The sequence below is a fragment of the Pseudomonas sp. FP2338 genome, assembly GCF_030687515.1.
In the GTDB taxonomy this organism is placed as follows: Bacteria; Pseudomonadota; Gammaproteobacteria; order Pseudomonadales; family Pseudomonadaceae; genus Aquipseudomonas; species Aquipseudomonas salomonii.
The window spans coordinates 2,516,103-2,542,528 of record NZ_CP117436.1 but is presented as its reverse complement, the minus strand read 5'-3'; the positions used below and the strand labels follow the sequence as shown (position 1 = coordinate 2,542,528).

The 26,426-nt window shown below is 58.8% G+C and carries 24 protein-coding genes and 1 pseudogene; 18 read left to right on the top strand and 7 right to left on the bottom strand.

The window, feature by feature from the left end:
* Positions 1 to 90: 90 nt before the first annotated feature.
* The 7 genes and pseudogenes from PSH96_RS11695 to PSH96_RS11665 form a co-directional block, all read left to right on the top strand.
* Positions 91 to 885 (top strand): aminoglycoside phosphotransferase family protein, encoded by a 795-nt coding sequence (locus PSH96_RS11695; protein WP_305459383.1) that lies wholly within the window; start codon positions 91 to 93, stop codon positions 883 to 885.
* A gap of 86 nt (positions 886 to 971) precedes the next feature.
* Entirely contained in the window at positions 972 to 1,937 is a 966-nt protein-coding gene (locus PSH96_RS11690) for a tetratricopeptide repeat protein (RefSeq protein WP_305459382.1), read from the top strand.
* Between the two features lie 319 nt (positions 1,938 to 2,256).
* Positions 2,257 to 3,057: an enhanced serine sensitivity protein SseB gene (sseB, locus tag PSH96_RS11685; protein ID WP_305459381.1), complete on the top strand. Its 801-nt coding sequence runs from the start codon at positions 2,257 to 2,259 to the stop codon at positions 3,055 to 3,057.
* Positions 3,054 to 3,659, top strand: coding sequence for a hypothetical protein (locus PSH96_RS11680; protein WP_305459380.1), 606 nt, complete (start codon positions 3,054 to 3,056; stop codon positions 3,657 to 3,659). The genes sseB and PSH96_RS11680 overlap by 4 nt, the downstream gene beginning before the upstream one ends.
* A gap of 389 nt (positions 3,660 to 4,048) precedes the next feature.
* Positions 4,049 to 5,014 carry a phospholipase D-like domain-containing protein gene (locus PSH96_RS11675; protein WP_305459378.1) on the top strand — a complete coding sequence of 322 codons (966 nt, stop codon included), beginning with the start codon at positions 4,049 to 4,051 and terminating at the stop codon, positions 5,012 to 5,014.
* A 680-nt stretch (positions 5,015 to 5,694) separates the two neighbouring features.
* Positions 5,695 to 5,988 (top strand): hypothetical protein, encoded by a 294-nt coding sequence (locus PSH96_RS11670; RefSeq protein ID WP_058422774.1) that lies wholly within the window; start codon positions 5,695 to 5,697, stop codon positions 5,986 to 5,988.
* Positions 5,989 to 6,247: 259 nt separating this feature from the next.
* Positions 6,248 to 6,418, top strand: a pseudogene (locus PSH96_RS11665) (hypothetical protein); the annotation flags it as partial.
* Here the strand turns inward: PSH96_RS11665 and PSH96_RS11660 are convergent.
* On the bottom strand, positions 6,358 to 7,572 hold the full coding sequence (locus PSH96_RS11660; protein ID WP_305459377.1) for an aldose 1-epimerase family protein: 1,215 nt from the start codon (positions 7,570 to 7,572) through the stop codon (positions 6,358 to 6,360). The pseudogene PSH96_RS11665 and the gene PSH96_RS11660 sit on opposite strands and share 61 nt — an antisense overlap.
* Positions 7,573 to 7,851: 279 nt before the next feature.
* Positions 7,852 to 8,439 (bottom strand): TetR/AcrR family transcriptional regulator, encoded by a 588-nt coding sequence (locus tag PSH96_RS11655; protein ID WP_305459375.1) that lies wholly within the window; start codon positions 8,437 to 8,439, stop codon positions 7,852 to 7,854.
* A 149-nt stretch (positions 8,440 to 8,588) separates the two neighbouring features.
* Between PSH96_RS11655 and PSH96_RS11650 the strand changes: the two genes are divergently transcribed.
* From PSH96_RS11650 to PSH96_RS11615, 8 genes are all read left to right on the top strand, one after another.
* Positions 8,589 to 9,689 carry an alkene reductase gene (locus PSH96_RS11650; protein WP_305459374.1) on the top strand — a complete coding sequence of 367 codons (1,101 nt, stop codon included), beginning with the start codon at positions 8,589 to 8,591 and terminating at the stop codon, positions 9,687 to 9,689.
* 39 nt (positions 9,690 to 9,728) lie between these two features.
* Complete coding sequence (locus PSH96_RS11645) at positions 9,729 to 10,517, top strand: SDR family oxidoreductase (protein ID WP_305459372.1); 789 nt, start codon at positions 9,729 to 9,731, stop codon at positions 10,515 to 10,517.
* Between the two features lie 82 nt (positions 10,518 to 10,599).
* Entirely contained in the window at positions 10,600 to 11,469 is an 870-nt protein-coding gene (locus PSH96_RS11640) for an alpha/beta fold hydrolase (protein WP_305459370.1), read from the top strand.
* A 46-nt stretch (positions 11,470 to 11,515) separates the two neighbouring features.
* Positions 11,516 to 12,514 carry an NADP-dependent oxidoreductase gene (locus PSH96_RS11635; RefSeq protein WP_099488754.1) on the top strand — a complete coding sequence of 333 codons (999 nt, stop codon included), beginning with the start codon at positions 11,516 to 11,518 and terminating at the stop codon, positions 12,512 to 12,514.
* 165 nt (positions 12,515 to 12,679) lie between these two features.
* On the top strand, positions 12,680 to 13,171 hold the full coding sequence (locus tag PSH96_RS11630) for a GNAT family N-acetyltransferase (RefSeq protein ID WP_305459367.1): 492 nt from the start codon (positions 12,680 to 12,682) through the stop codon (positions 13,169 to 13,171).
* Between the two features lie 106 nt (positions 13,172 to 13,277).
* Positions 13,278 to 14,507, top strand: coding sequence for a hypothetical protein (locus PSH96_RS11625; RefSeq protein ID WP_305459365.1), 1,230 nt, complete (start codon positions 13,278 to 13,280; stop codon positions 14,505 to 14,507).
* Entirely contained in the window at positions 14,488 to 14,913 is a 426-nt protein-coding gene (locus tag PSH96_RS11620; RefSeq protein WP_305459363.1) for a GNAT family N-acetyltransferase, read from the top strand. Before PSH96_RS11625 ends, PSH96_RS11620 begins: the two co-directional genes overlap by 20 nt.
* A gap of 63 nt (positions 14,914 to 14,976) precedes the next feature.
* Positions 14,977 to 15,870 carry an AraC family transcriptional regulator gene (locus tag PSH96_RS11615; protein ID WP_305459361.1) on the top strand — a complete coding sequence of 298 codons (894 nt, stop codon included), beginning with the start codon at positions 14,977 to 14,979 and terminating at the stop codon, positions 15,868 to 15,870.
* On the opposite strand, the gene PSH96_RS11610 is transcribed toward PSH96_RS11615, so the two are convergent.
* Together PSH96_RS11610 and PSH96_RS11605 are read right to left on the bottom strand one after the other, a co-directional pair.
* Complete coding sequence (locus PSH96_RS11610; protein WP_065931521.1) at positions 15,812 to 16,399, bottom strand: LysE family translocator; 588 nt, start codon at positions 16,397 to 16,399, stop codon at positions 15,812 to 15,814. The genes PSH96_RS11615 and PSH96_RS11610 overlap by 59 nt on opposite strands.
* A 227-nt stretch (positions 16,400 to 16,626) precedes the next feature.
* Complete coding sequence (locus tag PSH96_RS11605; RefSeq protein ID WP_305459359.1) at positions 16,627 to 17,067, bottom strand: helix-turn-helix domain-containing protein; 441 nt, start codon at positions 17,065 to 17,067, stop codon at positions 16,627 to 16,629.
* 107 nt (positions 17,068 to 17,174) lie between these two features.
* Here PSH96_RS11605 and PSH96_RS11600 point away from each other — a divergent pair, with 107 nt between their 5' ends.
* Positions 17,175 to 17,873 (top strand): SDR family oxidoreductase, encoded by a 699-nt coding sequence (locus tag PSH96_RS11600; protein ID WP_305459357.1) that lies wholly within the window; start codon positions 17,175 to 17,177, stop codon positions 17,871 to 17,873.
* Between the two features lie 190 nt (positions 17,874 to 18,063).
* On the opposite strand, the gene PSH96_RS11595 is transcribed toward PSH96_RS11600, so the two are convergent.
* From PSH96_RS11595 to PSH96_RS11585, 3 genes are all read right to left on the bottom strand, one after another.
* The gene (locus PSH96_RS11595; RefSeq protein ID WP_305459355.1) at positions 18,064 to 19,509 is read right to left on the bottom strand and encodes a mechanosensitive ion channel domain-containing protein; all 1,446 of its coding nucleotides are present in this window, start codon (positions 19,507 to 19,509) and stop codon (positions 18,064 to 18,066) included.
* Between the two features lie 298 nt (positions 19,510 to 19,807).
* Entirely contained in the window at positions 19,808 to 20,674 is an 867-nt protein-coding gene (locus PSH96_RS11590; protein WP_305459353.1) for a pirin family protein, read from the bottom strand.
* Positions 20,675 to 20,906: 232 nt separating this feature from the next.
* The gene (locus PSH96_RS11585) at positions 20,907 to 22,109 is read right to left on the bottom strand and encodes a multidrug effflux MFS transporter (RefSeq protein WP_305459351.1); all 1,203 of its coding nucleotides are present in this window, start codon (positions 22,107 to 22,109) and stop codon (positions 20,907 to 20,909) included.
* Between the two features lie 101 nt (positions 22,110 to 22,210).
* Here PSH96_RS11585 and PSH96_RS11580 point away from each other — a divergent pair, with 101 nt between their 5' ends.
* Entirely contained in the window at positions 22,211 to 23,317 is a 1,107-nt protein-coding gene (locus tag PSH96_RS11580; protein ID WP_305459350.1) for an efflux RND transporter periplasmic adaptor subunit, read from the top strand.
* Positions 23,318 to 23,319: 2 nt separating this feature from the next.
* Positions 23,320 to 26,403: an efflux RND transporter permease subunit gene (locus tag PSH96_RS11575; RefSeq protein ID WP_305459348.1), complete on the top strand. Its 3,084-nt coding sequence runs from the start codon at positions 23,320 to 23,322 to the stop codon at positions 26,401 to 26,403.
* The last annotated feature ends 23 nt before the right edge of the window (positions 26,404 to 26,426 follow it).

Here is a 26,426-nt window from a genome sequence, read left to right as displayed (position 1 = left end):
ATTGAGCAGAATCGGCCAAAAGCAGACATTTAGCCTTATGCCCCAGTCATTCATAATGATTGTTCCAGTAAGAGCGAGAATTAAGCGCTGATGTTTGATCAATACTTGAAACGATGGGAGTTGACGATCGACGGTGACGCTTTCGGCTCGCTGAATGGCAAACTACTGCCTGTTCGTCACCATGGCATGCCAGCCATGCTCAAAATCTCGCAAGAGCCGGAGGAGCAAGCAGGCAATCTACTCATGGCTTGGTGGGACGGTGAAGGGGCGGCGCCCGTGCTGGCACATGATGGCGAGGCCTTACTGATGGAGCGCGCGATCAGCCCTGTCTCACTTACGCAGATGGTGAACTGCGGCGAGGACGACGAGGCTACTCGCATACTCTGTGCTGTGGCTGGCCGCCTACACACACACCTTGCAAAACCGGTTCCTGCTTTAGTCCCACTGGAACTACGGTTCGAAGCCTTATGGAGCGCGGCGGCAACGCACCGGGGGGTCTTTGAACAATGCGCCAAAACCGCTCGCGAACTTCTGGATGCCCCGCGTGACGTCAGGGTATTGCATGGTGATATCCACCACGGCAATGTGTTGGACTTCGGAGCTAAGGGGTGGCTCGCCATCGACCCTAAGGGACTCTACGGTGAGCGCGGCTTCGATTATGCGAATATTTTCTGCAATCCCGATAGCAAAAGCGCTTTGGCGCCCAGTTGTTTCGCACGCCGGATCGGTATCGTGACACAAGCCTCCAGCATTGATCGCCACCGATTATTGCAATGGGTGCTTGCCTGGGCCGGATTGTCAGCAGCCTGGATGCTTGAGGACAACATGGAGCTGGATACCCCCATCGGCGTGGCAAAGCTTGCAGCGTTGGCCCTAGACTTGTGACTTTTACGGCAGGGCAAGGCCAGCATCATTTTTTGTCAGCGCTGGGTTGGTTGTGCCCGTTCTCCGTTTCAAACAAAAGGACTTCCATGCACATTCGTGGGCTCAAAGCGCTATTACCGTTACCACTGCTCTTCATCATGTTTTGTGCCGAGGCTGCCTCAGTAGTGGCGAGCGACAAGGTAGTAAGCCTTTTCGAGACGGAACAATACCAGGCGACCATTGAGGAAGCGGACCGCTTGCTTGAAACGGACCCCGCCAACTCCGAGGTATTGAATATCAAGGCGCTGGCAGTCTACGTGCTGGGCGATGACCGCACCGCGATCCACCTGGTCACCCAGGCACTCGAGGCGGCTAAACAAAACGGGCAGGCATCCATCGCGCAACAGGCGACCTACTGGAACAACCTCGGCTTTTTCCACGAACGACAACGCAATCTCGAAATTGCTCTTGGCTACTATGAAAAAGCCTTGAAAATGCGCCTCGCGGTACTTGATGCAGATGACCTGCAGATTGCCGACAGCTACAACAACATCGGTACCGCGCAGAGCAAACTGGGCAGGTATGAAGAGGGTTTCGAAAACCTGCGCAAAAATATCGCGTTGAGAAAGCGGCTGGGAGAACACGACGCTTCGGTAGCCACCGCCCTAAACAATCTGGGAAATGCCTATAACGTCCAGGGCAACCACAAGGCCGCGTTGCCGCTTTTTCAACAAGCACTGGATATCGACATGGCCCTGCGTGGCCCCAACCATCCAACGGTCGCCATCCGCTGGAACAACCTCGGCGACGCCTATCGAGGCCTGGGCCAGTACGACAAAGCTGAAGCCTTCTTGACTAAGGCCCTGAACAGTGACCGCGCAACGTTCGGAGAGAACCACCCCAAAGTGATTTTGCGCTACTTCAACCTTGCAAGAGTTTATGAGGCTCAAGGCGACACTGCCAAGGCGCGCGACGCTTATACAAAAGCGCTTCAGCTACTCAGGCAGGTCGACCCCGATGATGTTGCGCAAATTCGCTACTTCGAGGAAAAACTGCGAACACTGGAAGGCTAGTGCATGAGCGACTGCGGGAGGTCTTCGGCAACGCCAGTTCACTCGCGAATGTCGGCAGCCTCCAACAATCGGTGCTTACGCGTCGGTCGGTTACGGCCGATTGTGACGGGCAGAAAACGGCAAGGAGCAGCCATTAGAGGCGAACTGCGTTTTTGTTCATCCAGCACTGATACGCAGGAGTTCCCCTTGAAATACCGTCCGGGGTTTCTCTACGTATGCTTCAAACTTGTTAGTCTCCTGTTCTTCCTGTTTTCACAGTGGCGTGAAAAACTGCGCGCTCTTTGCCGCTCACTTTTTGTCTGTTTTGATGGAACTGCCGATGGACATCATGGATACCCAGCAAGAAAATAACCTCGAAAAATCACTCAGGCTGGCGGCGGATGAACCGGCCCATCGTCCAGACTTTTTCAAGACTCTGTTGAATTCCACTGTCTACGTCCTCGGCACTGCCGGCACTGGCGAAGGTCAAGTCAACATCGAGTCTGGTAGCAACATCAGCATCGCGCATTGGCAAAAACCTGACGGCAGCGCTGTCATCCCGTTTTTTTCTTCGTTGCAAACCCTCCAAAGATCCATAGATAGCCAAGAGTCCTACATAGAGATCCCGGCCAGATCGCTGTTTGAAATCACACTAGGCACCCCTCTTTTCCTCAATCCAAAGTCGCCTTACGGCAAAGAGTTTTTCCCAGAGGAAGTGCGCCATCTGCTTTCTGACGGAATCGGCCAACAGCCGGTGCAGCGCACAGTGGAAAAAGACACCAACGTGCTGCTCGGGCAGCCGTCGCACTATCCGTCGAAGATGGTCAACTCGCTCACGCAATTACTCGCCAAACACCGCAACGTAAAGCGTGCATTTCTGGCGTTGATGCATGACGCATCGTCTGATCAGAAGCCTCATCTGATCATCGGTATTGAAGCGGATGGAGATATTGAACGGGTCATGCGCGAAGCCGGTAACGTAGCCGGGGATAGCGCTCCGGATGGCGAACCCGTTGACCTCTATCGCGTTCACGAAGGGGAATCAGGCCTTAGCGATTACTTCCTCAAACAAACCGCACCCTTCTATGAACGGAAGTCGGCAGGCTGGCTGCGATCGTTGCTTGGCTTGGGCAAAGCGTGACTGAGATCAACGCTTTGATAACCGCAGAGCAGGCCTGTGAAATCGTGCTTGGCCTGTTTGACGGCGTCATGAGAGGTGGCAAACCTGAGCGTTTTGTCATTCAGTCATGTGAGCTTTCCGCCAACGGTGATTTCTGGGTTATTCGCAGTAACAGTGAGGATTACGTCGTCCACGGCATGACGCAGTTCTGCTACGTAGGTGTTAACGCGCACTTGATCAACGTCATGACGGGCGACCATGAGACGGTCGTCAGCTGGAGCGTCGATGAATATCTGCAAGACAAATACGACATGGAAGCAGCGTCGGGCAACACGTATGTACTGACCCCGGCAAGTGACCGAAGCGACAAAGCGGCACTGGTCAATTTGCGCCGAAAACTGCAGTGCACCTACCCGCAAACCCTTGCGTTGCTGACGGGCAAACAACGACATTGGCTCACAGGTAAACGCAGGCTTCTTGAAGACGCGCAGCGATTGCTTTTCGAGCAAGGCATAGCCACTCAAATCGAGCTGGTGTTTGATGCCGGCGAAGCAGTCGCCATCGGCGTCGAAACCTGGCACATCGAAGCGGTGTTGAGGGCTGTGCGCGAGAGGTTGTGCTGAGCCGACGCCAAGGAGCAGTCATGTAACCTGCCGTAAGCCACCAAAGCGAATACGGGACAGATTTATTTTCCAGATAAATAAATGCGTCCCCTTTCCCGCTGACCGAACATTTTTCCCTGTTCCGAGGCTGATAGCTGCTGGTAGTAATGGTGTTCATGGTTTGTTCTCCGTGTGTGGGAAGACAAAGATGGTCAGGCCGACCCAGAGGCGCTAATGGACCCACAGCTACCCGTCACTTTTTGTGTAGCAATCGACCAAGAACAGATCAGAAATCGTAATGTAAAGGCAATTCGGGTTTGAGGTAAAACATCTATACCAAAGCTGTCTACCTCACTCGCGGCGTGATCTAATATGCTCCACACCGAAGAACACTTAACAAGTACGAAATCATGAACGAAAAAAAAGAGAGTGTATACTTTGAAAATATCCAATATCACATTCTTCGCAATCTGAACAAAGCCAAAGCGTCAATTAAAATTTGCGTAGCTTGGATTACGTGGGACGTCTATGCCCCTCACCTTAAAAAGCTGGCAGAAAGAGGGGTAAGGGTAGAAATTATTTACAACAACGACAGCAAGAACATTAGAGCTAACGTACTGGAGGACATCGGGGGAATTAGGCTGATTCCAATAAACGCTAGAAAATACAGTTCCCTTATGCACAACAAATTCTGCATAATCGACGATAGCTTACTAATAACCGGAAGCTTTAACTGGTCAAGAACTGCAGAGTCTCACTTTGAGAATATAGTGATATTGCAGAATCACTTCACATTGATAAATGATTTTAACCATGAATTTGAAGACCTTTTGCATTATTTTGAGAGCTATAAAAACAAGATAAAAATACTTTGCAACTCCACTGAGGACGGAAACAAACACCCTTGCCGAAGCCATGCCTACCACGTGGGCGTTATTGGTGCACCGTCCGGAATTCACGAAACTTCCACAGTTTACGTATGGAAAATATGCAATGTCTACAAGCACGCTGAAAAGCTATCTACCAGCCACGAGGTATTTTTAAACTCCAATTTGCTTGGTATTGGTGATGACCTCGAAGAAGAAGAAATATATGACAAAAACTCAATGCATGAAACTTTTAAGAGAGAGAGGAACAAAATACAAAAAATTCGGCGACATTTTAAAAACAGGCACAATATAAACATACACGCCGTTGGTTTCGCCGGAATGACAAATCAAAATGAATACCATAAGGGTTATGAAAGCGCAGAGTACGCCTTACAGATGATGTGGATAGACATGTACTATAGGAAGACTATTCCTTACGAGATCCATGAGTGGGATTCTGACGACATAGAAGAAGTCATTCAAGAAGCCCTTAGCTCCGCATACTAACTAGATTGCCAATACTGCCTTCTTACGAGTAGGCGAAGGTGAATTCCCCCTTGCTTTGGAAAACAGCCTAGAGCAGGAAGAAAATTTTCCACTCAATGGAACGTTCAGCTATAAATATAACGATTTTTGGATAGAAGTTTCCGCTTTGGGACAATAGCAGGCATCTGTGAAGGGCCGCTATGGGCTGCTTGATGCCGCTCATATTCGACGGATCTCAGCGATTTGCGCCCGGGTTCGCTAGTAATAGATCGGCATATTTCTGCCAGCTATGCTCGCAGACCTACTGAGGTTCCCGCCGCAAACGACTGAGCAGGTCGAACGCGCATGGCTGCCCCGACCTGTAAAACTAGCCAAATCTTCCGGACCTAGGGGTGGGAAAGCCAATGACTGAGGTTGATACATCCTCTCAGTTGCACCCTGACTAACCACACCTTATAGTTCGCCCCGTCGCCAGCCTTGGCCAGCGACAGGGTTTCGCAGCCCTAAAAACTATTACCAGTACCGTCAAACCCGACGCAGCCGATTCACAGCTGTGTCTCGTTTTATGGCGGTTGTGCGTGGGAGACCTTCGGGTCTGCCGGGTCTGGTAATAGTCCTCCGGTCTGCGAACCCGCGCACAGCTGCCACCCGTTTGTTTCGCAGCAAAAGGTGGCAATTTTTCTTTTTTAAGGACTATTACCATGACTACTCAACACCCGCCCCGCCGCTTCACCCCCATGTCCCAAACCGCAACTGAATACCCTGTCCTGCTCATCGACAGCGACGCCCCGCTCAGCGAGCTGCACGCCTGCGCCAGCGAGCGTCTCAACGCTGCCCTCGCCTACCTGCACCTGATGGCCTGTTCCAATGTGTCGGACTACGCCGAGCATGATGTTAATACCGTCGCCAATACCGCGCGGATCATGATCCAGGATGTGTCGGATGTGTTTACGGTGATGGAGCGACGCGGGTTTGATTTGCCTGCTGTGAGTTGATGTGATGTGAGCTGTGAGGAAACCCGCTTTGGCGGGTTTTCTGGTTTTTGTGGGGTTGGAAATAGGGGGTTGATCCAGTGTTGATGGCGGCTGTTCCGCCGCCTTCGCTGCCTCGCTGGGGCTCGAGAGCTCCCACAGTTTGGTGTGTGCTCGTCACCGGTTTGGCGTAATGTTGGGGGCTCAGCTTCGCCATCCGATGCGTGCCGATGATTGTATGTCGCGAGAGGCCGTTTTCGGCCTAGAGCGGGCAGTGCCCGAATCATCGCGAGCAGCCCATCAACTGCCCAAGGTCGCGCGCTCTCTGGCGGACCTTGAACAAGCCGACGGGATCAGACGCGAACACTTCGACCGACAATGCTCCAGCCGATGTCACTCCTTGGTCAGATCAACCAACGGCGTCTGCCGCACTTCAGTCTCCCGCCCATCCTGAATCTCGCTCACCTGCTTCAAGGCCTTATCCACCGCTGCCTTATCCGCTAACAAGCTGTAGCTGATGCGGAATTGCTTGTGTTCCTTGGGCCCAATTGTCGGTACCAGGTTAAGTGGCCGCTGGTAACGGCGGTTGTAGGAAAAACTTGTCCCTGGCTCCAGCCCCGTGACATAGCCCTGGCCTTGGGTATCGGTGTTTTTCCACAGGGAAAACACCGGCAGTGTCTGGGTATTGAAGCCGACCGAAACGCCCAGGCTGCCGGCCTTGTTATGCAACACGGTCAACGTATCGCCTTTGGCATCGGCATACGGCACCACGTTGTAAACCGTTTCGTCGTAGTCCTTGGTCGGTGCGCGGTAGGTTTGCCAGTCGGGCAGATCGCCCTTGGCCTTGTCGTTGAACGGCGACACCTGTTTCACCGGCGCGGCGAAACGAGCGCCCTGCTCCAGGAACGGGGTGCTGAAGTTGCTGTGATACAGCGCCTGGTATTCCTTCGGGTAGTCGCCGTTGTTGGTCAGGGTGTCGTTGAGGGCGAACACGACGCTGCCAGGTTCGGTGACCAGTTCGGTCGCGACCGAGAAGTCGACCTTCTTGAACGCCTGCTCTTTCAATTCGCCGCGCAGGGTGATGGCGTACGGTGGTTTTTCATCGATATGCAGGGTGACTTTGTTCGCAGGAATGTTGGCGGCCCGACCGTGCAGGGTCAGCAGTTCGCCGTTATCGACGCCGGGGTGGCCGACCCATTCGTAGCCGCAGCGGGCGACCAGTTCATTGAAACCTTCCAGCCAGCCCAGACCACCGCGGCCATTGAGTTCGATGAAGGACGGATTGACCACTTCCTTGACCGGAGAATCCCAGCCCATGCGCACATCGCCGACCGAGGCCTGCAAGACGTTCATGCCGCGAGTCGGCACTACCGAGAGTTTCATGGTGCCGTTATCGATGTCGACGATGCTGACGCCCTCCTGGCGACCGCCATGCAAGGTGCGCAGGCTAACGCTGAAGGGCTTGTCGGTTTTTATTCCGAGTTGCTGGCTGGTGATCTGCCAGCTCTGGGCGGCTTTGTCGGTGTCGAGCAGAACGTAATCCCAGGCCATGGCGTGGGAGGCAGCGGACAGCGCGCTGAGGGCAACGAAGAGTTTAAGCGGGGTCATGGCGACAGCCTTTCTTGGAGTTGTGCCATTTTTATAAACTTGATGAAACGTTTCAGCAAGCTAAAAATAGGCTTAACGCCGATGAGGTAGGCAGGGTGCAGTGAGCGTAAGGCAAAAAACGGTAATGTCGCTGATAGCCGCTTGCTGCCCTTCGTTACAGTCAGCAATCGGCCAAAAGCCCGTCATTCGCGGCCCATCGTTTTGGACTCAAATTAACTTTCTGCTCCGAGCATAATCATCGCACTTCTACTGAAGCTACTCTTTGAGTGAGCGCCGTCACTACACCGGCTCCACCGCATCGACCGGCAATGAAGCAACCATTTCTGCCCGGCACACTTCAAGTATTTCATCAGCAAGTGCGGAGTCATCCGGGCAGGCGCGCGACAAAATAATCGCGCCGACGGCACGTGAAAGCAGGTCGATCATTTTCTTTCTGCCCTCACCCGACTCAGGATCCGTTGCTGTCGGGTATTTCTCTTCCAGCGTCTGCAAGGTGTGCTCTATGCCTTCGGCGAACGTCGCTTTCACATCGTCCGCCTGACGCGCCGCGTCGCCACACAGCGCGGCCATCGTGCAACCACTGCCGCGTCCGTCGCGATGTTCTCTATTCACGTAGACGTTGATGAAGCCCGGAACATCCAGAGCTTGGGCGGCTGTCAGCGATTTGGCCAGACTGCACGCCGAGGCTTCGGCCATCAGGTCTGCCTTCGACCCGAAATGTTTATAGAAACCACCATGAGTGAAACCAGCGGCCTCCATGAGATCAGCAACGCCGACGCCGTCAAAGCCCCGCTCACGGAACAGCTCAGAGGCGGTTTCAACGATGTGCTCTCGATTTGCCTGCGCCTGGGCCTTGGTTACTCTCATTTGCAATACCTCGTGTTTCCCGGGAAATCCTCAGTCCGATGATACATAGATGTCACTCATAATCAAAATTGTTGACAGTTTAGATTTCGATCATCATCCTAATTGCAAGCACCACTGATCTTCATCAACGGGCACGGAAGATTCATCAGATGACCAAGCAGACTCTGTTCACTCCTTACCTACTAGGCAGCCTCACGCTATCAAACCGCGTCGTTCTCGCGCCGCTGACACGCAACCACGCCGGTCAAGGCTTCGTCCCTAGCGAATTCGCGGCGACCTATTACAGCCAGCGCGCCAGCGCCGGCTTGCTGATCAGCGAAGCCACGCAGATTTCCCGGCAGGGACAGGGTTATCAAGACACCCCGGGAATCTACACGCCGGCACAGATCGACGCCTGGCGCGCCGTGACTGATGCCGTGCATGCCAAGGGAGGAAAAATCTTTCTGCAACTGTGGCATGTCGGCCGCGTCTCGCACGTCGACCTGCAGGAAAACGGCGCTGCCCCCGTGGCCCCTTCTGCGCTTCGCGCCGCCACCAAAGTGTTCGTCAACAACCGCTTCGAAGACGTCTCCGAGCCTCGCGCACTGGACATCAGCGAACTGCCGGGAGTCGTCAGCGACTTTCGTCAGGCGGCGGCCAATGCGATCGCCGCTGGCTTCGATGGCGTGGAAATTCACGGTGCCAACGGCTACCTGCTCGATCAATTCCTCAAGGACAACGCCAATCTGCGCACCGATGCTTACGGCGGCTCGATTGAAAATCGTGCTCGTCTGTTGCTCGAAGTGACGCAGGCTGTGGTTAGTGAGATCGGTGCCGACCGCACCGGTGTACGCCTGTCACCCGTGTCGCCGGCCAATGACGTATCCAGCAGCGATCCGCAGGCGCAATTCGATTACGTCGTAGAACAACTCGACGCCCTCGGCGTGGTTTACCTGCACGTGGTCGAAGGAGCGACCGGCGGCCCGCGTGACGTGGCGCCCTTCGATTTCGCCGCCCTGCGCCAGCGCTTCAAAAACACCTACATCGCCAACAACGGCTATGACCTCGGTCTGGCCACCTCGCGGCTCGCTGAGGACCAGGCAGACCTGATCGCCTTCGGTCGCCCCTTCATTGGCAACCCGGACCTGGTGGAACGCCTGAAACGTGGCGCGCCGTTGTCCGCGTTCAATCCCGCCACCCTCTATGGCGGCGGCGCGGCAGGCTACATCGATTACCCGACACTGGCTGAATCGAGCGTCAGCGCACGCTGAGCTCGTTCTGTTTCCCATATCCTGAATGAGAGATACCCCATGAGCACTCGCCCCACTGTTTTGATCACTGGCGCCTCCACCGGGATTGGCGCCGTCTACGCCGAACGCTTTGCACAACGCGGCCACGATCTGGTGTTAGTTGCCCGCGATCAGGCGCGCCTGGATGCACTGGCCGCGCGCTTGCGCAGCGAACACAACGTCACCGTCGAGGTGATCCCGGCGGACCTGACTCAACCCGGCGACCTGAGCAACGTTGAAAACCGTCTGCGCGACGACACCCACATCGGGATCCTCGTCAATAACGCCGGCGCTGCACTGTCCGGTCATTTCGTCGAGCAAAGCACCGATAAAGTAGCGCAACTGGTCGCCCTCAACACCACGGCGCTGGTTCGGCTCGCCAGCGCCATCGCTCCACGCCTGGCCAAGGCCGGTGAAGGTTCGATCATCAACATCGGTTCGGTTGTAGGCCTTGCACCGGAATTCGGCATGACGGTCTACGGTGCGACCAAGGCCTTTGTGCTTTTCCTGTCCCAAGGTTTGAGCCTGGAACTGTCGCCTCAAGGCGTCTACGTGCAGGCCGTGCTGCCGGCCGCCACGCGTACGGAAATATGGGATCGCTCCGGCGTCGACATCAACACCCTGAGTGAAATCATGGAAGTGGGCGATCTGGTGGATGCCGCTCTCGTCGGCTTCGATCGTCGCGAACCCGTGACCATTCCGCCGCTGCACGAAGCGCAGCGTTGGGATGCCCTGCAGGACGCACGACTGGGCCTGATCGGGCAAATCCGTCAGTCCGCGGTTGCTCAGCGTTACCAGACTCCAGAGTGATCTTCAGGTAGTGAGCATTTGGGGCGGATTCGATGCAAGCGCAAGGCGCTGCATCGAATCCGTCCAGAAATCGGGAGTGGTAATGAATTCAGCCCAGACAAATCCCCCTTCGGGTTCGCCAACGTCGTTCATCAACGCTGCGAACCAATCGATCACGGTCAACGGTATTCCAATCGCCTACCGCGATATGGGCCCCACTACCGGTGTGCCCCTTGTAATGTTCAACCATTGGGGCGCGGTGCTCGATAACTTCGATCCCGCAATCATCGATGGCCTGGCGCAAACCCGACGCGTCATTACCACCGACTATCGTGGCATCGGCGGCTCGGGTGGAACCGCGCCACTGACCGTTGGCGAGATGGCCGACGATGCGATTCAGTTGATCCGTGCGCTGGGGCTGGAAACCGTTGATGTGCTTGGATTCTCCCTCGGCGGCTTCGTCGCTCAGGACATCGCTCTGAAGGCGCCTGATCGGGTGCGGCGGTTGATTCTGACCGGCACCGGGCCGGCCGGCGGCAGCGGTATTGGCAAAGTTGGCGCGGTGTCGTGGCCATTGATTCTCAAAGGCCTGCTGACCCTGCGCGATCCGAAGTTCTACCTGTTCTTCACTTCTACGGCCAACGGCCGTCGATCTGCCGCGCAGTATTTGCAGCGCCTGCAAGCCCGCAAGAACAATCGTGACCAAGGCCCGACGCCCCGTGCGTTCCTGCGCCAGTTGAAAGCGATCACCGCGTGGGGCAAACAGCCGCCGCAAGACCTCGAACGCTTGCAGGCACCCGCGCTGGTCGTCAACGGCGACACCGATATCATGGTGCCCAGCATCAATTCGTTTGAACTGGCCAAGCGTATCCCCAACGCAGAGCTGGTGATTTATCAGGATGCCGGTCACGGCGGGATTTTCCAGCACCACGTTGATTTTGTGGCCAAGGCGCAGGCGTTCCTCGATGCCTGACCACACACCAGCTACCCTCCCCGCAACCGACAAGAGCCGCACCTCGATGAAAGCATTTCTTATTGATCGCTACGGCAAGCAACCCGGACGCCTCGGCGAAGCGTCAGCCCCTGAAGTGGGTGCCCACGACGTCTTGATCGAGGTCCATGCCAGCAGTGTCAACGTGCTGGACTCGAAGATCAGCACAGGCGAGTTCAAGCTGATCCTGGCCTACTCGTTTCCGCTGATTCTGGGCAACGACCTGGCAGGGGTAGTGGTGACGGTCGGCTCGCATGTGACACGTTTCAAACCAGGTGACGAAGTGTACGCTCGCCCGCCGCAAACACGGATCGGCACGTTCGCCGAAAGGATCGCCGTGGACGAGAACGCGATCGCCCTGAAACCAGCCAATACCAGCATGGCGCAAGCCGCGTCCCTGCCCTTGGTGGCACTGACTGCCTGGCAAGTGCTGGTCGACACCGCCCGGCTACAAAAAGGCCAGAAGGTGTTGATTCACGCAGGCTCCGGCGGCGTCGGCACCATTGCCATCCAGCTTGCCAAACACCTGGGTGCCTTTGTCGCCACAACCACCAGCACCGCGAATGTCGAATGGGTCAAGGCGCTGGGGGCTGACGTGGTCATCGACTACAAAAAGCAGAATTTCGAAAATGTCTTACACGGCTACGACGTGGTGTTGAATAGCCTCGGCACCGATGTCTTGGACAAGTCACTGAAGGTCCTCAAACCCGGCGGCCAACTGATTTCCATCTCAGGGCCGCCCACTGCGCTGTTCGCACAGGAGCAAGGGTTATCATGGCCATTGCAGCAGGTTATGCGTCTGCTGAGCCTCGGCATTCGGCGCAGGGCACGCAAGCAGGGCATCACGTACACGTTCGTGTTCATGCGCGCCAACGGTACCCAATTGCAACAAATCAGCGCATTGGTTGAGGCGGGCATCATCAATCCGGTGATTGATCGAACGTTTTCCTTTGAATCAACGGCAGAGGCTCTTGAATACGTCGAACAGGGACGAGCCAAAGGTAAGGTCGTCGTTACGATCAAATGACTACCCGCCTATCAATGCCGACTGCGCCGCCGCCTTCGCTGCCTCGCTGGGGCTCGAGAGCTCCCACCGTTTGAGGTGTGTTTGTCAGCGGGTTAGCGTGAGATGGCGAGGGGTTGGGCGCACCGCTATGATGTGGCCTTTCGCTCAATGCCCCAGGACACGCCCATGCCCGCCCTCACCTTCCGCAACGCCCTGCCCGCCGACGCCGCGCGTTGCTTTGAAATCGAAACCAGCGCCTACGAAGGCGATGAAGCGGCGACGCTGGAGAAGATCGCCACGCGTATTGCGCAGTACCCCGAGGGCTTTTTGATTTTGGAGGCGGATGGCGCGGTGGTGGGATTTATCAATTGTGGCTGCGCCCATCAGGTGGTGATGTCGGATGAGGCGTTCAAGGAGTTGGTGGGCCATGCGGCCGAGGCGCCGAATGTGGTGATCATGTCGGTGGTGGTCGACCCGGCGCAACAAGGTAAGGGTTATTCCCGGCTGTTGATGACTGAGTTTGTGCAGCGCATGCAGGCGATGGGCAAGCAGACGATTCATTTGATGTGCAAGGAGCAGCATGTGCCGTTGTATACGCGCATGGGTTACGGCTATGTGCAGCCGTCGCCGTCGGAGCATGGCGGGATGGCGTGGCATGAGATGGTGATGGCATTATAATGGCGCCTCATTAAGCTAACCCTGCGTCTTACCAGGCTTGCCGAATTGACTCGGCCAGCCACGCTTCGCACCCCGCACTTTTGAACCATGGAAGGAACTTCCCCTCGTGACCAGCGCGACACCGCTCACCTTTCAACAAGCCTTGAAAAAAAACCTTAAACGCCTGCTGACCTTCTGGGCACCGCTCAGCGTTATCTTGACCGGCCTAGGGGCGCTGCTGGGGTTTTATACGCTGTCGACCTATGCCACTGCGATTGGGCGCCCGGACTTGATCGCGGCCGCGCTGGAGGCAAAGTCAGCCCTGCTTCCCTGGCTCGCCACCGTGATCGGGCTGCTCGCCGCGTACATTCTCATCCTGTTAGCCACAACGGTGTTATTCGGGCTTACGGTGTCTATGTTCAATGACGCTGCGCCCCTGCAGTCCACGCTCACAGCCATCATTTTAGTGCCTGTGGTGGTCGGCATTCTCGGTTTGCTATGGCTGATTTTTCAAGAGCCGTCACTGAGTAACTGCTGTAAAGGCGGCTGGACCGGGATATGGCTCGCCTTCACAGTCTGCTGGACGCTGTTGATGTCCCCGTTCAGGCGTGCGGTTTGCACCTGCGCAGACGATGCCGGGCCGCCCCGCACAGCGAGCTGGCCGCTAAGGTGCTGGTTCATGCTGGGGGTGGTTCTGCTGCTGATCAGTACGGTGATATCCGCCATATTCCCCGCCCTCCTGATCATCAAGGCGTATACCGGGGAAGACACGCCAGAGGCTGTCGGGCGGTTGATGACGCTGTCAATGTTCGCCGCCTGCATCGCCTTGTTGCCGGTGATCATTTTCTATTTCAGCAAGGCTGATCTGTTCAACCGCGTGGTTTTAACCTTGCTGGCAATCGTGGTCGTTGGCTTGGCGATTATTAATATGTCGCCAGGCAGCCCGGGGGCAATCGTTTACTCGGCAGCACAGCTCATGAAGGTTCGAGACCCTGTATCGGCCAATTTCATGCTGACAAAAACCTATGCCGCAGAAGATTTCGACAGCAAGGTGTGGGGCAGTGTCGAAAAAAGGCGCGGCCAGCCCGTGGTGTCAGCGTTCCCGCTGTTTTCCTTCGGCGATGTGCTGTTGTTGTGCCCAACCAGCCTGGTCGACAAGCAGCGCAAGGACTGGCCGCAAGCATCGGTTTACTGTGTGCTGACCCAAAGCAGCAACGCCATTCGCGTGCCGAAAAGAGAGACGCCAGCAGCGGCCCCGACCGCCAAGCAGGTAAAAAAAACCCGCAAAAGCCCGGCCAAATGTTCAGTGGTCGGCTCGCCTTCTGGAGCTTCCCACGATGCAGCCACCACGTGTTGAAATTAGCGACCAACCCAACCCCGAGGCCGAGCGCCTGCTGGGCGATGGCCTTGCCGCGTTCAATGAGGCCGTCACCGGCTGCAATGATCGTCGGCCGTTGATGGTGTTGCTCAAAGACCCGGACACTCAGCAGCTCCTCGGTGGCATCACGGGCAAAACCACCTTGGGCATGGCCTTCCTCGACCTGTTCCACTTGCCCGACGCCCTGCGCGGTTCGGGCCTGGGCAGCCAGTTGCTGCAGGCCTTCGAAGACGAGGCGCGGCGCCGGGGCTGCCAGCATGCGGTGCTGTACACCCTGAGTTTTCAGGCACCGGGGTTTTACGAGAAACAGGGGTGGGTGCGGTTGGGTGAAATACCCTGCCAGCCCGAAGGCAGCAGCCGGGTGTTTTTGTCCAAGCAGCTTTGAAGCTGACGACCCCGGCGGTCTGTGCAATGATCGCAACTCGTCTCAAGGGATGGAGCCACCGCCATGTCGCTGAACACCCCGCCTCACCCCGCGCACGCGCCACGCTTCTGGCGTGACGAGCGCTTGCCGTTCATCGAGGCGCGCACCATCGCCGACGGGCGCAAGGTCACTTACACCCGTCACGCCCACGAGCATTTTTCCATCGGCGCCATCACCAGTGGGCGCAGTTATTACCACTATGGCGCGCAGACCTTCGAGATCAGCGCCGGCACGGTGGTGTTGATGAACCCCGGCGATGTGCACGCGTGCAACCCGATCCACGACCAGCATTGGTCGTATCACATGATTTACCTCGACACGCCGTGGCTCACGGACCTGCAATACCAACTGGGCTTCAGTACCGAGCAGGGTTATCGGCCGTTCAATACCCCGCATACCCGCGACACTGTTTTGTATAACGGCCTGATCGAGCTGTACGCAATGCTGCTGGATGAACAGGCCGAGTTGCTGCAGAAAGAGAGTGCGCTGGTGAGTTATTTCACCGAGGTGCAGCAGCGCCTGAACCCGTCGTTGACGCCGCTGCGTGAGGTCAACCACAAGCTGGAGCGCGCCGCCGAGTACATCCGCGCGCACTGCACCGAAGCGTTGAAGCTGGAAGATATTTGCCTGGCGGCCGAGCTGTCGCCGTCGTACCTGATCCGCGCGTTCAAGCAGTATTACGGGCTCACGCCCCATGCGTTCCTGGTGAACCGGCGCATTCAGTTTGCCCGCACGCAATTGCGCAATGGCGAGCTGATCGCCGATGTGGCGCTGGCCGCCGGGTTTGCCGACCAGGCGCATTTTCAGCGCACCTTCAAACTGCATTTTGCCGCCACGCCGGGGCAATACCGCGACTTGCTCAAGCCATCAGCAAATAACCCACACTGGCCACCAGCAACGCGGCCATTGAGCGGTTGAACAGGCGCACACCTTGGGGGTTGCTCAAGTAGCGCCGCAAAAACGTGCCGGCGTAGGCCCAGCACGCCACCGACAGGTAGCAGATCACCAGGTACAGCGCCGCGAACAGCCAGACTTGGCGCGCATCGCCATCGGCCACGAACAAGCCCATACCCGCCACGCAGGCCAGCCAGGCCTTGGGGTTGAGCCATTGCATGATCGCGCCGTAGAGCATCGACGGCGCGGTGGCGGTGCCTTCGGCGTCAAGCCGGCCATCGTCGACCGCAAGTTTCCAGGCCATGTACAGCAAAAACGCGACCCCGCCCCACTGGATCAACTGGGTGAGGATCGGCCAGCGCACCAGCACTTCATGCAGGCCCAGGCCGATCAGCACCAGCAGCAAGGTAAAGCCCACGGCGGCGCCGAATACGTGTTTCTGGCTGGCGACAAAGCCAAAGCGCGCGCCCGAACTGAGCGCCACCACATTGACCGGGCCGGGAGTGATGGACGTGGCCAGAGCGAAGGCGGCCATGGAGATGATCAAGCTCATTGCAGTTCCTTTTGGTGATGCCGAGTGACGATGGCTTCACGGTAAAGGGCTGAACGGCGGTGGTATTGAAGAAAATGCCCCTGACGTATTGGAGACTTTGCCCGAGAGCGTTTCAGGTCGCCATGCCGCCTTTGTGGCGAGCCTGCTTATTGTGGCGAGCAGGCTTGCCACAACAAGCCTGCTCGCCACAACAGTCCATTTGCCACAGGTTCTGTGTAAATAGATACCTAGGCTAATGCCGCTGGCATCTGCGTGATGATGTCTTCCAGGCCCAGCACCCGGCCGTCTTCGGACACGATCTCAACCTTGCGCAGCGGCTTGAGCAAGCGCGCATCCAGCAAGTGGGTGCTGCCATCGGCCGGCTGCGTGAAGGTTTCGCCCCATTGCGCCAGGGTTACCAGCACCGGCATCAGCGCACGGCCTTTGTCGGTGAGTTGATATTCGCTGCGCGCACCCACTTCGCTGGTTTGCAGCAGGCCTTGTTCGACCATGTCCTTGAGGCGCGTGGCGAGGATGTTTTTCGCCACGCCCAGGTGTTTTTGGAAGTCACCGAAGCGCGTCACCCCGGCGTAGGCGTCGCGGATGATCAACAGCGTCCACCAATCCCCCACCACGTCGAGCGCGCGGGCGACCGGGCAACAGTCGCCTTCCAGGCATTTGCGTTTCATCGTCGGGCCTCCGGGCATGCTGAAATATTAGGTTGCATTATAGGACCAACAGGCCCAAGATAAAAACGGTTTCATTATTAAACCTAATTAGTCGCCTGGAGTGCATCATGGATATTCGTGGAAAAGTGGTGTTGGTTACCGGTGCCAATCGTGGCCTGGGCAAAGCGTTTGTCACCGCGCTGCTGGCAGCGGGTGCGGCCAAGGTGTATGCCGGTGCGCGTGACCCGGCCAGTGTGGATATCCCCGGCAGCACGCCGATTGCCCTGGACATTACCGACCCGGCCAGCGTGCAGCGCGCCGCCGAGCAGTGCGGCGATGTCAGCGTGTTGATCAACAACGCAGGCTGGCTCAAGTACGGTTCGTTGCTGGCCGAAGACAGTATCGAAAACCTGCAGCAGCACTTTGAGGTGAACACCGTCGGCACCTTGCGCCTGAGCCGCGCGTTTGCGCCGATCCTGGCCCAGCACGGTGGCGGCGCGTTGATCAATATCCTCTCGGTACTGAGCTGGCTGAGCCCGCCCGGCTCCGGCGGCTACAGCACTTCCAAGTCGGCGCAGTGGGGCCTCACCAATGGCCTGCGCGGTGAATTGCGCGAACAGAACACCTTGGTGATCGGCGTGCACCCGGCCTACATCGACACCGACATGGTGGCGGATGTGCAGGCGCCGAAAAGCACGCCGCAGGAAGTGGTGGCCATTACCTTGAAGGCATTGAGTGAAGACCGCGAAGAAGCGCTAATCACCGACATGACCCACGCGGTAAAAGCCTCGCTGTCCACCGACAGCCCGGTGTATTTGAGCCATTGAGCAAGCAGCAGTGCGTGCCGAACCCGGTGCGCATTTTCCAACTGAAACAACTCAGTCTGAATGTGGGAGCGGGCTTGCTCGCGAATACGGTGGGTCAGTCACCTTTGCATCGACTGACACACCGCATTCGCGAGCAAGCCCGCTCCCACATTTAGATCGCGTTACATCCCGACGATATGGCGTTACGGCCTCACAACCCGCGATTACGCAGCCATTGCAAAAAGCCTTTCTTGACCGGCACCACCGGCGCGTCCTGGGTCAGGACTTGCGCGGCGTGCAGGCGGAAATCCAGCAGCGCTTTCATCGCTTCGCTGATGTCATGCCGCGCGTCCAGGCAAGGTTTGAGGTATTCATTTTCGATGCGATACAGCGTGCAGAAGGTCTTGGCGGTAAAGTCCGCCAACGCCGCTTGCTCAGACAAAATACCCGACTCGCCAATCACTTCGCCCGGCCCCATGCGCCCGGCTTCGAACGTGTGGCCACCCTTGATCAACATCACCGAGACCACGCCGGATTCGACGATAAACAAATGGTCGCTGACCTCCCCGGCCGGCAGGATCATCTCGCCGGCGCGGTAGGTGTGAAGGGTCATGTTCTGGCTGAAGGTGTCTTTTTCTTCCTGGCGCAACGTGGAAAAAATCGACGAACGCTCCAGCAACGCCCGTGCAGGCGACATCAGCGGTGGCGCGCTGCTTTCGGTGGCCGACAGCACACCCACGCCCGCCGCTTGCAGGTGACGGAATGCCAGGTCGTAAAGCTGGTTACGCACTTCACGCTTTTGGCCCATGGCCGGCACGAACCCGCTGATCTCGTATTCCACACCGCCACTGGCGGAGGTCTTGAACGCCACACTGGGCGCGGGTTTGGCCAGCAAAGGGCGACAACCTTGCATCGCACGCTCCAGCGCTTCGATCACGGTTTGCGGGCGCGCATGCGGGCTGACTTGCAGGCTGACCGCCAGGCCGAACATGTCCGCCGGGCGTGAGAAGTTGATGATCTTGGCCTTGGCCGCCAGGGAGTTGGGGATCACCGCCATGCTGCCCTGGGAGGTTTGCAGGCGCGTGGCGCGCCAGTCGATGTCGGTGACGCGCCCTTCGGTGCCGTCGATGGAGATCCAGTCATCCACCTGATACGGCTTGGTGGTGTTGAGCACGATCCCGGAAAACACGTCGCTCAAGGTGCTTTGCAACGCCAGGCCGACGATGATCGCCACCGCGCCGGAGGTGGCGAGCACGCCCTTGACCGGCAGGTCGAGTACGTAGGCCATGGCGGCGATGATCGCAATCAAAAAGATCACCGCGCCCAGCAGGTCTTGCAACAGGCGCCCGCCGTGCCCGACGCGATTCATCATGACCGTGCCGAGCAATACCGTGAGGGTCCGCGCGGCAAACAGCCACCAGCCGATCTGTAACGCCGTGGCGGCCAGGTGCAAGGCGGTGTTGTCGCCATAGGGCGCGAGTTGCATGGGGTTCATGCCGTCGTTGAACAGCACGGCGCTGAACACCGCAAAGATCGCCAGGCGCGCCGCCAGTTTCCAGTTGGCGAGGTCGGCGGAAATAAGCCGCCACACGGCGATGTCGATAAAGATCAGCGCCACGGCGCACAGCATCGGGTGATCAGCGATAAATGAGGGCATCCAGGCGACTCCAGGGTGTGTGGCGAGAAGATCGCATGAATTGAAGTTAGCGGGTATAGCGCAGCACAAAATGTGTGTGGGCTTAATGTGGAAGCTGGTTTTGTGTGGGAGCTGGCTTGCCTGCGATGGCATCACCTCGGTTTATCAGTCATACCGAGGTGCCTGCATCGCAGGCAAGCCAGCTCCCACTCAGAGCCCGCTCACACAGGGGGTATGTGGCAAACCTTGGGTCTCGCGCTTGCTTGGCGCCAGTCAGCGCGTTATAGCGGGTGAACAGGTTGCGATAGTCCGGGGTGAATCAGTGATGCATCTGGCCGAACTGGCCGGACTGGAAGTCGGCAAAGGCCTGGTGAATCTCTTGCTCGGTGTTCATCACGAACGGGCCGTGGCCGACGATGGGCTCGTCGATGGGTTCACCGCTGAGCAACAGGAACATCACGTCGTTGTTGGATTCCAGCGCCAGCTGATCGCCGTCGCGTTCGAATAACGCCAGTTGCCCTTCGCGCACCAGTTCCTGGCCATTGACCTGCACCGTACCTTTGAGCACCACCAGCGCGGTGTTGCGCCCGGCGTGCAGGTCGAGGGTCACCGACTTGCCGGCATTGAGGCGCACATCCCACACGTCGATCGGCGTGAAGGTGCGGGCCGGGCCTTTTGCACCGGCAAACTCCCCGGCAATCAGGCGCAGGCTGCCGGCGTTGTCGGCCAGGGGCAGCGCCGGGATATCGCCGTCGAGAATGGTTTGGTAGCCGGCATCGGTCATTTTGTCCTTGGCGGGCAGGTTGACCCACAACTGCACCATTTCCAGCGCGCCGCCCTTTTGGGCAAACGCCTCGGAGTGGAACTCCTCATGCAGGATGCCTTTGGCCGCGGTCATCCATTGCACATCGCCTGGGCCGATGGTGCCGCCAGCGCCGGTGGAATCGCGGTGCTCGACTTCGCCCTTGTAGACGATGGTCACGGTCTCGAAGCCGCGATGCGGGTGCTGGCCGACGCCGCGACGGGTTTGAGTCGGGGTGAAATCGGCCGGCCCAGCGTGGTCCAGCAACAGGAACGGGCTGATGTGTTTGCCCATGGTGTCGTAGGAAAACAGCGTGCGAACCGGAAAGCCGTCGCCTACCCAATGGCTGCGTGGGCTGGTGTAGATACCGATGATGTTTTTCATGGTGTGTCTCCAAAGGCGTGAAAGCAGTGCATGAGCACAGCTTAAAACCGCCACCTTTACAGCGCTAGATGGCAAAAACAGCACGTAGCGTTCTATCTGGAGAACGACATGGCCTGATTCAACCACGGTTCAAATGTGGGAGCTGGCTTGCCTGCGATGCAGACACCTCGGTCTTTCAGTAGAAACGCGGTGATGCTATCGCAGGCAAGCCAGCTCCCACAGAAAAGCGCGGCTACGCCGCGGCCAGCACCGCCCGGCGCTGGCGCAGCAGCTGGAACGCCACAAACGCCGACACCGCAAAGCTCGCCTGGATCATGATCATCGGCGTGGCACTGCCATCGCGCAGCTGGCTCAACAACAGCCCACTGCACGTCGCGCCAAACATCTGCGAAAAGCCCATCAACCCCGCCGCCAGCCCTGCGCGATGGGCGTTGGGCATCACCCCGCCCGTCACCGAGCCCGGCAACACCAGGCCGCCGCCGAGGGTGACCAATGCCACCGGAATATCCAGGCCCAGCGTCGACAGGCCGAACAGCTCGTAAATCACCACCGCCAGAATCCCGCCGATGGCCACCAGCGTCACGCCCATTGACACAATGCGTTGCGGCCCCAGGCGCAGGATATTGCGCCGGGTGTAGGTAGAACCCACGATCAGCATCGACACGATCAGGCCAAAATTAAGCCCGTACTCCAGGCTGCTGAACCCTAGCAAGTTGATAAACACCGCCGATGAACCCGCAATCACCGCGAACATCGCGCCGTAGGTGCAAGCCAACGCCACCGCGTACGCCCGATACTGGCGGCCCTTGAGCAAATCCAGGTATTGCCCGCCGAGCGTGCGCCAATGCCCGGCCTTGGGGTCCAGAAAGTGATTGCTCTCGCGAAAGAACAGCAGCGCCAACACCAGCACCACGCTGCCGATCACCAGCGCCAGCACGATCGGCGCCTGCCAGCCCAGCAGCTTGATCAGCAACCCGCCAATCATCGGCGCCACCACGATGGCGTAGAGCATGCCGATCATGGTCAACGCCAGCGCCGGCCCCGCTTCAGCCTTCCACACATCGCGCACCACCGTGCGCGCCAACACCAACGCGGCGCAGGCGCCCAGGCCTTGCAGCACGCGGGCGGCAATGAACTGTTGAATGTCGCTGACCAGCAGCATCGACAGGGTCGCCAGCACATACAACGCCAGCCCGCCAAGCAGCACGGGGCGACGGCCGATGCGGTCCGACAGCGGCCCGAACAGCAACTGCCCAAGGCCAAAGGCGGCGACAAATGCCGACAACGCCAGCAACGCCGAACCCGCTGGCGCCGCCAGTGCCTGCTCGATAGCGCCCAGGCCGGGGATCAGCAATTGGGTCGAGACTTCACCGAGCGCGGTGAGCGCCACCAGTAAAAACAACAGGCTTCGCGACGGGGCCGGGGCGTTCGACATTAGGAATATCCGGGGGCTGGATTAATTTATATTTCGACCATAATATGAGCGAAAAATTATGTCCATAATTTTTTATCCATTGGCCACCCCTGGAGCCCGTCATGCCCCCTCTTCCCCTGCGTCTTCTCACGCCCCTGGCCCTGTTGATTATCCTCAGCGGCTGCAACAGCAAGGCCGACACCGCTGCTGAAGTGCCCCTGCCGCGTCCCGTTCTGGCCGCCAAGGTAGAAGCCGCCGGCACCCAGCAAAGCGCCTACACCGGTGTGGTCGCGGCGCGCACCGAAAGCGATTTGGGTTTCCGGGTCAGCGGTAAAGTCATCGAACGCAAGGTCGACCCCGGCCAGCACGTCGCCCGTGGTGACACCCTATTGGTGCTGGACATCGGCGACTTCGAACTGGCCCTGCGTTCGGCCAAAAACCGCGTCAACGCTGCCCAAGCGCAATTGCGCCAGCGCCGTGATGACGAAAACCGCTACCAGCGCCTGGCCAGTACCGGCGCTGTGTCGCGGCAGATCTTCGACCAGTCGGCGACCAACCTGCGCGTGGCCGAAGCCGAGTTGGCCGCGGCGCAATCGGATGCCAGCCAGATCGAAAACCGCCGCACCTACTCGGTGCTCAAGGCCGACGGCGACGGCATCATCACCGATGTGCGCGTGGATCGCGGCCAAGTGGTCGCCGAAGGCCAGATCGTGGCGCGCCTGGCCCATGACGGCGCCCGCGAAGCCATCGTCAACCTGCCGGAAAACCAGCGTGACCAAGCCGCGCAAAAAGCCCTGGCCTTCCCGTTCGGCGCACAGGACCAGGCCGTGACAGCCACGCTGCGCGAGCTGTCGGCCAGCGCCGACCCCACCACCCGCACCTACCGCGCACGCTACGTGCTGCATGGCGCCGTCGACCGTTTTGCCCTCGGCTCGACCATCACCGTGCGCCTGCAAGGCAATGGCCAGGCCCAGCAAACCCGCGTGCCCATCGGCGCGTTGCAGGATGCGGGGCAAGGCACCGGCGTGTGGGTGATCGGCGCGGACGACAAGGTCAGCTTCGCCCCCGTCAACGTGGCCAGCCTCGGCCAGGAAGACGCGCTGCTAGAGAGTGGCGTAACGCCGGGCCAGATCGTCGTCGCCCTCGGCGCGCACTTGCTGCACAGCGGCGACACGGTGCGCCTGCTGCCGGCCCAGACACTGGCCCTCAACCGTAAACAGGACCACTGAGCATGCGCGGCATCAACCTCTCCGAACTGGCGGTAAAGCACCGCGCCGTCACGCTGTTTCTGATCATTGCGATCCTCGCCGCCGGGATCTTCTCGTTCGGCAAACTGGGGCGCGCCGAAGACCCGTCGTTTACCGTCAAGGTCATGACCATCACCGCCGCCTGGCCCGGCGCCACCGCTCAGGAGATGCAGGAACAAGTCGCCGACCGCCTGGAAAAACGCCTGCAGGAACTGGACTACTACGACCGTGTAGAGACCATCGCCCAGCCGGGTTTCGTGTCGATGCGCATGACCTACAAGGAGTCCACGCGCCCCAGCGAGATCCAGGACCTGTTCTACCAGACCCGCAAAAAACTCAGCGACGAAGCGGCGAAACTGCCCAAAGGCGTGATCGGGCCGTTCTTCAACGATGAATATTCCGACGTGTATTTCGCCCTGTATGCGCTGGAAGCCGAACACCTGCCCCATCGCCAGCAAGTGCAGATGGCCGAAGACTTGCGCCAGGGCTTGCTCAACCTGCCGGGCGTGAAGAAGGTCAATATCCTCGGCGAGCAGGCGCAGCGGATCTTTGTCGAGTTCTCTTATGAGCGCCTGGCCACGTTAGGCATCAAGCCCGACCAGATCTTCGCCGCCCTCGCCGCGCAAAACGCGGTGGCGCCGTCGGGTTTTGTCGAAACCTCCGGCGCGCGTGCCTATATCCGTATCGACGGCGCCTTCGACAGCCCGGCGCTGATCGAAAACGTACCGCTGGAAGCCAACGGCCGCGTGCTGCGCATTGCCGATGTGGCGACCGTGAGTCGTGGTTATGAAGACCCGCCCAGCTACCGCATCCGCCATCAGGGCGACCCCGCGCTGATGCTGGGCGTGATCATGGAGAAACACTGGAACGGCCTGGAACTGGACAAAAGCCTCAAGGCCCAGGAAGCCAGAATCCAGGCGGACCTGCCGCTGGGCGTAAACTTCGCCAAGGTCTCCGACCAAGCGAAAAACATCAGCCTGGCGGTGAATGAATTCATGCTCAAGTTCTTCGTCGCCCTGGCCGTGGTGATGGTGATCAGCCTGTTGGCCCTGGGCTTTCGCGTCGGGCTGGTGGTGGCCGCCGCAGTGCCGCTGACCTTATCCGTAGTGTTTGTGATCATGCTGCTCACCGGGCGTGAATTTGACCGCATTACCTTGGGCGCGCTGATTATTTCCCTGGGTTTGCTGGTGGACGACGCGATCATCGCCATCGAGATGATGGTGGTAAAACTCGAAGAAGGGTTTGACCGGATTCACGCCGCCACGTTTGCCTGGAGCTCCACTGCGGCGCCGATGCTCACCGGCACCTTGGTGACCATCATCGGCTTTCTGCCGGTGGGTTTTGCGCGTTCCGGCGCAGGCGAATATGCCGGCAATATCTTCTGGATCGTCGGTTTTGCGCTGATCTCGTCCTGGCTGGTGGCCGTGGTGTTCACGCCGTACCTGGGCGTGAAGTTGCTGCCGCAGATCAAACCGGTGCCGGGCGGGCATGACGCGATTTACGCCGGCCGTTATTACCAGAAACTGCGCAGCCTGGTTGAAGCCTGCGTGCGCCAACGCTGGCTGGTCACGGGCCTGGTGGTCGGTGCCTTTGTACTGTGCGTGCTGGGCATGGGCGTGGTGAAGAAGCAGTTTTTCCCCAACTCCGACCGTTCCGAACTGATCCTTGAGGTGTACATGCCGCCCGGCAGCGCCTTCAAAAGCACCGAAGCGGTGGCGGCGCAGCTGGAAAAAGCCTTGCTGCAAGAGCCGCAAACCAGCCTGGTCGACACCTATGTGGGCGGCGGTGCGCCACGCTTTTTCCTGTCGCTGAACCCCGAACTGCCCGACCCGGCGTTTGCCAAGCTGATTGTGCAAACCCCGGACTCCCATGCCCGTGACGCATTGAAAGTGCGCATGCGTGAACGCATTGCCGCCGGTGAATTCCCGGCAGCGCGGGTGCGCGTCACGCAATTGCTGTTTGGCCCGCCGGTGCCGTTCCCGGTGGTGTTTCGTGTGTCCGGGCCGAACCTGGATGTGCTGCGCGGGGTGTCCGAAGACGTGCGCCGCGTCGTGGCGGCCAACACGCTGACCAAGGACGCGTTCCTCGACTGGGGCGAGCGCACCAGCGGCTATCGGCTGGTGCTGGACCAGGACCGCCTGCGCCTGCTGGGCTTCACGCCCAACGAGGTCAAATCCCAGCTCAACGCCTTGCTCAGCGGCAACCCGATCACCGAAGTGCGCGAAGGCAACCGCACCGTCTCGGTGGTCGCGCGCGCCCAGGGCAACCAGCGCGAAAACCTCGGCAACCTCAACAACATGACCCTCACCAACAGTGCCGGCACCTCGGTGCCGCTGGCCCAGGTCGGGCACTTCCAGGCGGTGATGGAAGAGCCGATCCTCAAGCGGCGCAACCGTGCAAGCACCGTGGAAGTGCGCGCCGACATCATCGACGGCGTGCAACCGCCCGACGTGGAAATGGCCGTGTACAAAGACCTGCAACCCTTGATCGCCAAGCTTCCCGCCGGTTACCAGATCGAGATCGGCGGCCCGGTGGAAGAAAGCGCCAAGGCCAACGTGGCGCTGGCGGCATTGTTCCCGATCATGATTTTGCTGACCCTCACGGTGATCATGTTCCAGGTGCGCTCGTTCGGCGTGATGTTCATGGTCTTCGCCACGGCGCCGCTCGGTTTGATTGGCGCGGTGCCGACCTTGCTGCTGTTCAACCAGCCGTTCGGCTTTAACGCGATTCTGGGCCTGATCGGGATCGGCGGCATTCTGATGCGCAACACGCTGATCTTTACCGACCAGATCCGCCAGAACCAGGACCATGGCATGGCGGTGCGCGAGGCGATTATCGAAGCCACCGTGCGCCGGGCGCGGCCGGTGATCCTCACCGCCTTGGCGGCGGCGCTGGCGTTTATTCCGTTGACGCTGTCGGTGTTCTGGTCGTCCCTGGCCTACGTGCTGATTGGCGGGGTGCTGGTAGGAACCGTGTTGACGCTGCTGTTCCTGCCGGCGCTGTGCAGCCTGGTGATTGGGCGGGAGCGCACGAAGGCCGTTGAAACTTCCCACGTAAACGCCGGATAAGCTCTACAGAGTTGTCCTGAAAA